Raw genomic sequence first — 9,576 nt, forward strand, 5'->3', positions numbered from 1 at the left:
CGCGGTGGGCCGGAAGCTGCAGGTCCGCCGCGTGTCAGGGCCATGAGGAGATCTGGTGATTCCCATTGAAGGTCGTCTAATTGTGAGAGGTCGCTCCATGCGCGTCGAACGGGTTCCATACCGCTTAATCACTGCCGCAACGGCTGCCGTTTTCCTGGCCGCGTGCGGGAAAAAAGAATCGGCGCCGCCGCCGCAAACGCCGGAAGTCGGCGTCGTCACCGTGCAGCCGCAAGCCGTGCCGGCGGTGACCGAACTGCCGGGCCGCACCAGCGCGTTCCTCGTCGCGCAGGTGCGTGCGCGGGTCGACGGCATCGTGCTGCGTCGTGAATTCACCGAGGGCACCGACGTCAAGGCCGGCCAGCGTCTCTACAAGATCGATCCGGCGCCGTACGTCGCGGCCTTGAACAGCGCGAAGGCGACGCTCGCGAAGGCGCAGGCGAACCTCGTCACGCAGAACGCGCTGGTCGCGCGCTACAAGGTGCTGGTCGCCGCGAACGCGGTCAGCAAGCAGGACTACGACAACGCGGTCGCCACGCAAGGGCAGGCCGCGGCGGACGTCGCGGCCGGCAAGGCGGCGGTCGACACCGCGCAGATCAACCTCGGCTATACGGACGTCGTGTCGCCCGTTTCGGGCCGCGTCGGCATCTCGCAAGTGACGCCGGGCGCCTACGTGCAGGCGAGCCAGGCGACGCTGATGTCGACCGTGCAGCAGCTCGATCCGGTGTACGTCGACCTCACGCAATCGAGCCTCGAAGGGCTGAAGCTGCGTCAGGACGTGCAGAGCGGCCGTCTGAAGACGACCGGCCCAGGCGCCGCGAAGGTGTCGTTGATTCTCGAAGACGGCAAGACCTATTCGGAGCCGGGCAAGCTGCAGTTCTCGGACGTGACGGTCGACCCGACCACCGGCTCGGTGACGATCCGCGCGATCTTCCCGAACCCGGGCCGCGTGCTGCTGCCGGGCATGTTCGTGCGTGCACGGATCGAGGAAGGCGTGAACGAGAACGCGTTCCTCGTGCCGCAGATCGGCGTCACGCACGACCAGAAGGGGCAGGCGATCGCACTCGTCGTGACCGCGGCCAACAAGGTCGAGATGCGTCCGTTGACGACGACCGGCACGTACGGCCAGAACTGGATCGTCGAAGGCGGTCTGCAGGCGGGCGATCACGTGATCGTGCAAGGCGTCGACAAGGTGCGCCCGGGCGCGACCGTGAAGACGGTCCCCGCGCAGCTTGCCCCGGCGCCGGACGCCGCCTCCGCCACATCGGCCGGCGCCGCGCCGGCGACTACCGCGGCCAGCGCCGCAGCGGGTTCGGCCGCCGCGTCGAGCGCGCAATAACAGGGAGTCCGTTTCATGGCCAAGTTCTTTATCGATCGCCCGATCTTCGCGTGGGTGATCGCGATCGTGCTGATGCTGGCCGGCGTCGCATCGATCTTCAAGATGCCGATCGCGCAGTACCCGACGATCGCACCGCCGACGATCCAGATCCAGGCGAACTATCCGGGCGCTTCCGCGAAGACGGTGGAAGACACGGTGACGCAGGTGATCGAGCAGCAGATGAGCGGGCTCGACAACTTCCTGTACATGTCGTCGACGAGCGACGATTCGGGCAACGCGACGATCACGCTGACGTTCTCGCCGGGCACGAATCCGGACGTCGCACAGGTGCAGGTGCAGAACAAGCTGTCGCTCGCGACGCCGAACCTGCCGCAGGTCGTGCAGCAGCTCGGCATGCAGGTCACGAAGTCGAGCAGCAACTGGCTGATGTGGTTCGCGTTCAACTCCGAGGACGGCCGGATGTCGAAGGAGGACCTGACGAACTACGTGGCTTCGCACGTGCTCGATCCGCTGAGCCGCGTGAACGGCGTCGGCCAGACGCTGCTGCTCGGTTCGCAGTTCTCGATGCGGATCTGGCTCGACCCCGTCAAGCTGACCAACTACAGCCTCACGCCGACCGACGTGACGGCCGCGATCACGCAGCAGAACGTGCAGATCGCGGGCGGCCAGATCGGCGGCACGCCGGCGAAGCCGGGCACCGTGCTGCAGGCGACGATCACCGAATCGACGCTGCTGCGCACGCCCGAGCAGTTCGGCAACATCCTGCTGAAGGTCAACCAGGATGGCTCGCAGGTCCGCCTGAAGGACGTCGGCCGCGCGGCGCTGGGTTCGGAGAACTACACGTTCGACACGAAGTACATGGGGCAGCCGACGGCCGGCCTCGGCATCCAGCTCGCGACCGGCGCGAACGCGCTGGCGACCGCGAACGCGCTGCGGGCCAAGATCGACGAGCTGTCGAAGTACTTCCCGCACGGTCTCGTCGTGCACTACCCGTACGACACGACGCCGTTCGTGCGCCTGTCGATCGAGGAAGTGGTCAAGACGCTGATCGAGGGCATCGTGCTGGTGTTCCTCGTGATGTACCTGTTCCTGCAGAACCTGCGCGCGACGATCATCCCGACGATCGCGGTGCCGGTCGTGCTGCTCGGTACGTTCGCGATCATGGGCCTCGCCGGTTTCTCGATCAACACGCTGTCGATGTTCGGCCTCGTGCTCGCGATCGGCCTGCTGGTCGACGATGCGATCGTGGTGGTCGAGAACGTCGAGCGCGTGATGGCGGAAGAAGGGCTGTCACCGAAGGAGGCGACCCGCAAGGCGATGAGCCAGATCACCGGCGCACTCGTCGGCGTGGCGCTCGTGCTGTCGGCGGTGTTCGTGCCGGTGGCGTTCTCAGGCGGCTCGGTCGGCGCGATCTATCGGCAGTTCTCGCTGACGATCGTGTCGGCGATGGTGCTGTCCGTGCTGGTCGCATTGGTCCTGACGCCGGCGCTGTGCGCGACGATCCTCAAGCCGATCCCGCAGGGGCATCACGAAGAGAAGAAGGGTTTCTTCGGCTGGTTCAACCGGACTTTCGATCGCAGCCGCGATCGCTACACGAGCGGCGTGAATCACGTGATCCGGCGCTCGGGCCGCTGGCTCGTGATCTACCTCGCCGTGTTCCTCGCGGTCGGCGTGATGTTCGCGCGTCTGCCGAAGTCGTTCCTGCCCGACGAGGATCAGGGCTACATGTTCATGATCGTGCAGACGCCGTCCGGCTCCACGCAGGAAACGACCGGCAAGACGCTCGACAACATCAACACGTACCTGACCACCGCCGAGAAGGATGTGGTCGACTCGGTGTTCACGGTCAACGGCTTCAGCTTCGCGGGCCGCGGCCAGAACGCGGGCCTCGTGTTCGTGAAGCTGAAACCGTACGAGCATCGCCAGCGTTCGGACCAGAAGGTGCAGGCGCTGATCGGCCGGACCTTCGCGCACTATTCGACGTACAAGGACGCGATGGTGATTCCGTTCAACCCGCCGTCGATTCCGGAACTCGGCACGGCTGCCGGCTTCGACTTCGAGCTGACGGACAACGCCGGTCTCGGCCACGATGCGCTGATGGCCGCGCGCGGCCAGTTGCTCGGGATGGCCGCGAAGGATCCGGCGCTCGCGCTGGTGCGCCCGAACGGCCTGAACGATACGCCGCAGTACAAGGTCGACATCGACCGCGAGAAAGCGAATGCGCTCGGCGTGACGGCCGCGGCGATCGACCAGACGTTCTCGATCGCATGGGCGTCGCAGTACGTGAACAACTTCCTCGACACCGACGGCCGGATCAAGAAGGTGTACGTACAGTCGGACGCGCCGTTCCGGATGACGCCGGAAGACATGAACATCTGGTACGTGCGCAACAGCGCGGGCGGGATGGTGCCGTTCAGCGCATTCTCGACCGGCCACTGGATCTACGGTTCGCCGAAGCTCGAGCGTTACAACGGCGTGTCGTCGATCGAAATCCAGGGGCAGGCCGCGGAAGGCAAATCGACCGGCCAGGCGATGGCCGCGATGGAAGCGCTCGCGAGCAAGCTGCCGGAAGGCATCGGCTACTCGTGGACGGGCCTGTCGTTCCAGGAAATCCAGTCCGGCTCGCAGGCGCCGATCCTGTACGCGATCTCGATCCTCGTCGTGTTCCTGTGTCTCGCGGCGCTGTATGAAAGCTGGTCGATCCCGTTCTCGGTGATCATGGTCGTGCCGCTCGGCGTGGTCGGCGCGCTGCTCGCGACGATGCTGCGCGGCCTCGAGAACGACGTGTTCTTCCAGGTCGGCCTGCTGACCACCGTGGGCTTGTCCGCGAAGAACGCGATCCTGATCGTCGAGTTCGCGCGCGAGCTGCAGGCGGGCGGGAACATGGGGCCGGTGCGCGCGGCGATCGAGGCGGCGCGCCTGCGGCTGCGTCCGATCCTGATGACGTCGCTCGCGTTCATGCTGGGCGTGCTGCCGCTCGCGATCAGCAACGGCGCGGGGTCGGCGAGCCAGCACGCGATCGGCACCGGCGTGATCGGCGGGATGATCACGGCGACGTTCCTCGCCATTTTCATGATCCCGATGTTCTTCGTGCGGGTTCGCGCGATCTTCAGCGGCGAGACGGAAAACGTCGACGACGCATGGCGTCTCGTGCAGGGCGACCTGCAGCGCGGTCACGACGACGCAAACGATTCGAAGGGGCAGTAACGATGCAAAAACATGCTTTGACTGCAGCCGCGGTCGCACTGGCTGCCGCGCTGTTCGCCACGGGCTGCACGATGGCGCCGCACTACAAGCGGCCCGACGCACCCGTCGCGCAGGCGTACCCGGCCGGCGGCGTCTACGCGACGCAGCCGGGCGCGGCCGGCGCGCGCAGCGCGAATGGCCAGGCGGCGACTGCCATCGGCTGGCGCGAGTTCTTCGTCGATCCGCGCCTGCAGCGGCTGATCGAGATCGCGCTGAAAAACAACCGCGACCTGCGCGTGTCGGTGCTCAATATCGAGGCCGCGCGTGCGCAGTACCAGATCACGCGTGCGGGGCTGTTCCCGACGCTCGACGGTACGGGTACGGGCAACCGTCAGCGTTTGCCGAATTCGCTGACGGCCGTGCCGGGCCGGAACATCACGACGACCTACAACGTCGGGCTGTCCGCGTCATGGGAACTCGACCTGTTCGGCCGCGTGCAGAGCCTGAAGAACCAGGCGCTCGCGCAATATCTGTCGACGTCGTACGCGCGGCAGGCGTCCGAGATCTCGCTGGTGTCGCAGGTCGCGGATCAATATCTGACGCTGCTGTCGACCGATGACCTGCTGAAGGTCACGGAGGACACGCTGAAGACCGCGCAGGCATCGTACGACCTGACCAAGCTGCAGTTCGACAACGGCACGGGCTCCGAGCTCGAGCTGCGTCAGGCGCAGACGGTGGTCGAGACGGCGCTCGCGAACCAGCAGGCGCAGGCGCGAGCCCGCGCGCAGGCGCTGAATGCGCTGGTGCTGCTGATCGGCGAGCCGCTGCCGGACGATCTGCCGGCGGGCATGCCGCTCGATGCGCAGAACCTGCTGACGGACGTGCCGGCCGGGTTGCCGTCGGACCTGCTGACGCGTCGTCCTGACGTGATGCAGGCCGAGCAGACGCTGCTGGCCGCGAACGCCAATATCGGCGCGGCGCGCGCGGCGTTCTTCCCGAAGATTTCGCTGACGGGCGCGTTCGGCACCGCGAGCCCGACGCTGGGCGGCCTGTTCAAGGCCGGCACGGCGGCGTGGTCGTTCGCGCCGAGCATCGCGCTGCCGATCTTCGAAGGCGGGCAGAACATCGCGAACCTCGATCTCGCGAACGTGCAGAAGCGCATCGAGATCGCGAACTACGAGAAGGCGATCCAGTCGGCGTTCCGCGAAGTGTCGGATGGTCTGGCCGCACGCGGCACGTACGACCAGCAGATCGCGGCGCTCGAGCGCAACGAGCACGCGCAACAGCGACGCTTCGATCTGTCGGACCTGCGCTACAAGAACGGTGTCGACAGCTACCTGTCGGTGCTGACCGCGCAGACGGATCTGTACGCCGCGCAGCAGTCGCTGATCAGCGCACGTCTGGCACGCTGGACGAATCTGGTCGACCTGTACCGCGCACTGGGCGGCGGGTGGATCCAGCGCGCCGGCGAGACGCCGCGCGCGCCGGATGCCCCGGTCGATTACCAGCCAGCGACGAACGGATAGGCGCGACGGCACGGCGGGAGCTTCCAGGCCAAGTCTGTCCGCCGACCCGACCGGTTGTGAAAACGAAAACGCCACGGACGCAAGTCCGTGGCGTTTTCCTTCATACCGTCGTGCGTGCGGTGAGCAGCGTTACGTTACGCCTGCTTGGTCCACAGCGTCCGGCCGAAGAACGTGAGCGTGCGATCCCACGCCATTTCCGACCACACCGGATCGAACTGCGTGCCGGCGATGCGGCCGGGACCGACCGCCGTTTCGTTCGCGAACGCATGGTGCGCGAGATAGCGATGGAATTCGAAACCGACCTTCGCATCGGTCAGCTTCTTTTCCAGTGCGTCGACCTGGTCGATCGTAAAGAACGCATCCTGCGTCCCCCAGTGCCCCATCAGCGGCACCTTCAGCTTGGCCGGATCGATGTAGTCGAGCGGCGGAAGGCCGTACCACATGACGCCGGCGTCCGCGTCGGCGTACTGCAGCGACAGCAGCGTCAGGGCGCCGCCCATGCAGAAGCCCGTCACCGCGACACGCGGCGCCAGCGTCTTCAGGTGCGCGACCGCGCCGGGAATGTCCTGCGACGCGGCGTCGCCGAAATCGAGGCCGGTCATCAGGTGGTGCGCTTCTTCTTCCTCGACCGTCGACTTGCCGCGATACAGGTCGGGCACGAGCGCGAAGTAGCCGCAGCGCGCGAGGCGATCCGCGACGCCGCGGATCTGGTCGTTCAGCCCCCACCATTCCTGGATGACGACGACCGCGGGCGCGCCTTCGGTTTGTGCCGGCGTGGCGAGATAGCCCTGCAGTTCCTGGCCGTCCGGACGGCGAAACGTGATCATGGAACCGGATGTTTGAGACATGAAACCGCTCCTTTTCGAAAAATGCGCCGAGTGCGACATCGGGCCGGCCAGCGGGCGTCGTGACACCGCTCGCATGCGTTCTGGCCGACGCCGACCACGCGGCCATTCTATGCGCAAACACCGGACGCTTGCGTGAACGGCGCCGCGCGGCGCATGACCGGCGGCGGGAGCGGAGACCGAAAAGCGAACACCCCGCCCCGATGAACGGGAGCGGGGTGTGGCGCGTACGACCTGCGTATCGAAATACGTCGGGAATACACCGGAATGCGCCGGCGCGTAGACGGCTTACTGGCCGAAATAGATCGAGTCGCGGCCTTCCTGCTTGACCGCGATCGCGCGGCCGGCGCGTGCACCGGCGGCTGCTTGCGCGCCGTAGCCGGTTTCATCGGCGTTCGTCACGCGAGCCTGGGCGGTCTGCAGCGCCCGCGGGTAATACTGATCGGACACTTCGGGCTTGTAGCCGGCCTGTTCGAGCTGGACGAGTTCCGCACGCACCTGGGCCCGCGTCAGCTGGCCCGACGGGTTCGATTGGGCGAATGCGCCGTACGATGCGGACAGGGCAGTTGCGGCGACGACAGCGGTGATGAACGACTTCATGGTGACCTCCGGTTCTGTTGATTTCGCGCTTCGCTCGTGGCGTTCAGCGGTTGATTGCATCGTAACGATCGCGTTACCGGTCGGAAATACGTGTTGCAGCGAATCATTATTGCAACTGGGTAAACGATTCGCGCGGCATGCGATTTCGTCTGACGATTGAGGGCATGTCGGCGAGGCGCGGCTTGGCCTGCGGAGCGCGATAGGGTCGATGGGCGCAGTAACGGAATGAACGGGTGAATCGCATTCCGAATTATTTTGCCGAGGCCGTCAGCGTCGCGCGCTCCGCATCACGCAGCGAGGGTCGCCTGCCGTTTTCGGTATTCGGCCGGCGTGATGCCGACATGCCGGGTGAACGCTCGCCTCAGCGTATCGACGTTTGCGAAGCCGCATTTCGCGGCGACCTGCTTCGGCGTGTCGTGGCCGTTCTCGAGTAGCCGACGGGCGGCCGAGATGCGGGTCGCCTCGACCCATGCGGCCGGCGTCATGCCGACTTCCGCGCGGAACAGTCGCGCGAAATGGCGCGGGCTCATGCCCGCATGCTTCGCCATCCCGGCCACCGAATGCTCGAGTTCCGGATGGGCCGCGATCCAGCGCTGGACTTCCTGCAGGACCGAACGCCCGGCGGGGCGCGCCTCGCCCGTGCGGCTGAACTGGAGCTGCCCGCCCGGGCGCTTGAAGAACATCACCAGCTGCGCGGCGACGCGCCGCGCGATCTCGCGGCCCAGATCCTCCTCGACCAGCGCGAGCGCGAGATCGAGCCCGGCCGTGACGCCGGCGCCGGTGCGCAGCTTGCCGTCGCGCACGTACAGCGCGTCGGCGTCGACGGTGACGGACGGATACGCCTGCGCGAATGCATCGGCGGCGGCCCAGTGCGTGGTCAGGTGGCGCCCTTTCAGCAGGCCGGTGGCCGCGAGGATGAACGCGCCGGTGCAGATCGAGCCGTAGCGCCTGCTTTGCACGGCCGCCGAGCGCAGCCACGCGAGGACGTCGGTGCGCAGCACGATCTGGCCGGCGCGCGGCGCGCCGGCGACCAGCAGCGTGTCGACGCGCTCCGGAATGTCGGGCGCGATCCAGTCGGGCAGCAGCCGTGCGCCGGACGCACTGCGGATCGGCCCGGGCCCGCTCGCGATGATCCGCAACGTGTAGAACGGCTTGCCGCACTCGGCGTTCGCTTGCGCGAACACGTCGAGCGGCGCGGAGACGTCGAGCAGTTGAACGCCCGGAACGGCGAAAATACCCACGACCTTCGGCATGATCGATTGCGTGTCGTATCGAACGTGATGCGCAGCAGTATAGGAGCGCTTTCTTCGCCGCGCAGGCACCATGTCCGTTCGTCGCGCGAAATGGCAGGATTCGGCGTGATACGTCCATTGGAGACACCTGTCGGACTCCGGAAAATCGAAGGTGTCTTCCATGGAGGTCGATCATGACTGTGAGCGTCGCCGGCATCACCCTTCCCGATACGCGTTTGACGCGCGAGATCACCGAGCTCGTGCGCGATACCGAATCCGAGCTGCTGTTCCACCACTCGAGCCGCGTGTTCTATTTCGCGGCGCTGGCGGGCCGGCGGCGCGGGCTCGAGTACGACCCCGAGCTGCTCTATTGCGGCTGCATGTTTCATGACATGGGACTCACGCACCGGCACAGCAGTGCATGCGAGCGCTTCGAAGTGGACGGCGCGAACGCCGCGCGCGATTTCCTGAAGGGCAACGGGATTTCTCAACAGGACATCGATGTCGTGTGGACCTCAATCGCGCTGCACACCACGCCCGGCATCCCGCAGCACATGCATCCGGTCGTCGCGCTGGTCACGGCGGGCGTCGAGATGGACGTACTGGGCCTCACTTACCCGGAATACAGCGATACCGAGCGGGAGGAGGTCGTGCGCGCGCATCCGCGCACGCCGCATTTCAAGGAGGACATCATTCAGGCGTTCTACGACGGCATCAAGCACAAGCCCGGCACGACGTTCGGCAACGTGAAGGCCGACGTGCTCGCGGACAAGGATCCGCATTTCCGTGCGGGCAACTTCTGCAGCGTGATCCGCTCGTCCGCGTGGGCCGGCTGAGCGCGCACGGGCGAC

The 9,576-nt window shown here is 66.4% G+C and carries 7 protein-coding genes; 4 read left to right on the top strand and 3 right to left on the bottom strand.

Translation table 11 applies throughout. From position 1 onward, the window contains the following. Nucleotides 1–97 precede the first annotated feature (97 nt). Genes DFS13_RS19720 through DFS13_RS19730 form a run of 3 tightly spaced genes read left to right on the top strand, consistent with a single transcriptional unit; the run spans nucleotide 98 to nucleotide 6,048 of the window. Entirely contained in the window at nucleotides 98–1,336 is a 1,239-nt protein-coding gene (locus DFS13_RS19720) for an efflux RND transporter periplasmic adaptor subunit (RefSeq protein WP_111442022.1), read from the top strand. A 15-nt stretch (nucleotides 1,337–1,351) separates the two neighbouring features. Continuing rightward, complete coding sequence (locus DFS13_RS19725) at nucleotides 1,352–4,543, top strand: efflux RND transporter permease subunit (protein ID WP_069352120.1); 3,192 nt, start codon at nucleotides 1,352–1,354, stop codon at nucleotides 4,541–4,543. Between the two features lie 2 nt (nucleotides 4,544–4,545). Continuing rightward, nucleotides 4,546–6,048, top strand: a complete 1,503-nt coding sequence (locus tag DFS13_RS19730) for an efflux transporter outer membrane subunit (protein ID WP_111442023.1) — start codon at nucleotides 4,546–4,548, stop codon at nucleotides 6,046–6,048. A 134-nt stretch (nucleotides 6,049–6,182) separates the two neighbouring features. Here DFS13_RS19730 and DFS13_RS19735 read toward each other — a convergent pair whose 3' ends face one another. The 3 genes from DFS13_RS19735 to DFS13_RS19745 form a co-directional block, all read right to left on the bottom strand. Further along, nucleotides 6,183–6,896, bottom strand: a complete 714-nt coding sequence (locus tag DFS13_RS19735) for a dienelactone hydrolase family protein (protein ID WP_006483507.1) — start codon at nucleotides 6,894–6,896, stop codon at nucleotides 6,183–6,185. A 285-nt stretch (nucleotides 6,897–7,181) separates the two neighbouring features. Next, complete coding sequence (locus tag DFS13_RS19740) at nucleotides 7,182–7,493, bottom strand: DUF4148 domain-containing protein (RefSeq protein WP_006483511.1); 312 nt, start codon at nucleotides 7,491–7,493, stop codon at nucleotides 7,182–7,184. Between the two features lie 287 nt (nucleotides 7,494–7,780). Then, the gene (locus tag DFS13_RS19745) at nucleotides 7,781–8,746 is read right to left on the bottom strand and encodes a GlxA family transcriptional regulator (protein ID WP_012493824.1); all 966 of its coding nucleotides are present in this window, start codon (nucleotides 8,744–8,746) and stop codon (nucleotides 7,781–7,783) included. 173 nt (nucleotides 8,747–8,919) lie between these two features. Between DFS13_RS19745 and DFS13_RS19750 the strand changes: the two genes are divergently transcribed. Then, nucleotides 8,920–9,561: an HD domain-containing protein gene (locus tag DFS13_RS19750; protein WP_006497826.1), complete on the top strand. Its 642-nt coding sequence runs from the start codon at nucleotides 8,920–8,922 to the stop codon at nucleotides 9,559–9,561. The last annotated feature ends 15 nt before the right edge of the window (nucleotides 9,562–9,576 follow it).

This window comes from Burkholderia sp. 28_3 (assembly GCF_003253915.1).
GTDB classification, from domain to species: Bacteria; Pseudomonadota; Gammaproteobacteria; order Burkholderiales; family Burkholderiaceae; genus Burkholderia; species Burkholderia cenocepacia.